We start from the raw sequence: 274 nt of genomic DNA on the forward strand, positions 1-274 counted from the left end.
ATAACGCCCAAATAGATCAGGTACAGCGCACCGACGATCTTGACCGCCATAAAGGCGTGCTCGGATGCCACCAGCACTGCACCGAGCCCCGCACCCGCAATGAACAGGATCGAGGTCATCCCGATCTCCATCCCCACGATCGTCACCGATGTACGGCGCATACCGTGCGTCAACCCGTGGCTCATGCACAGGATCACGCCCGACCCGGGTGCGATGGCCGTCACGGTTGTTGCAACGAAGAACGCCAGCCAGACCTGAAATGTCATGAGAGGCT

Annotated in this window: 1 protein-coding gene; it reads right to left on the reverse strand. The window is 59.9% G+C overall.

The window, feature by feature from the left end; translation table 11 throughout:
* A partial coding sequence (locus ACVA6Q_RS24680; protein WP_446649224.1) for a LysE family transporter occupies window positions 1-274 on the reverse strand: 274 nt, incomplete at both ends.

Source organism: Vibrio sp. DNB22_10_4 (assembly GCF_052879755.1).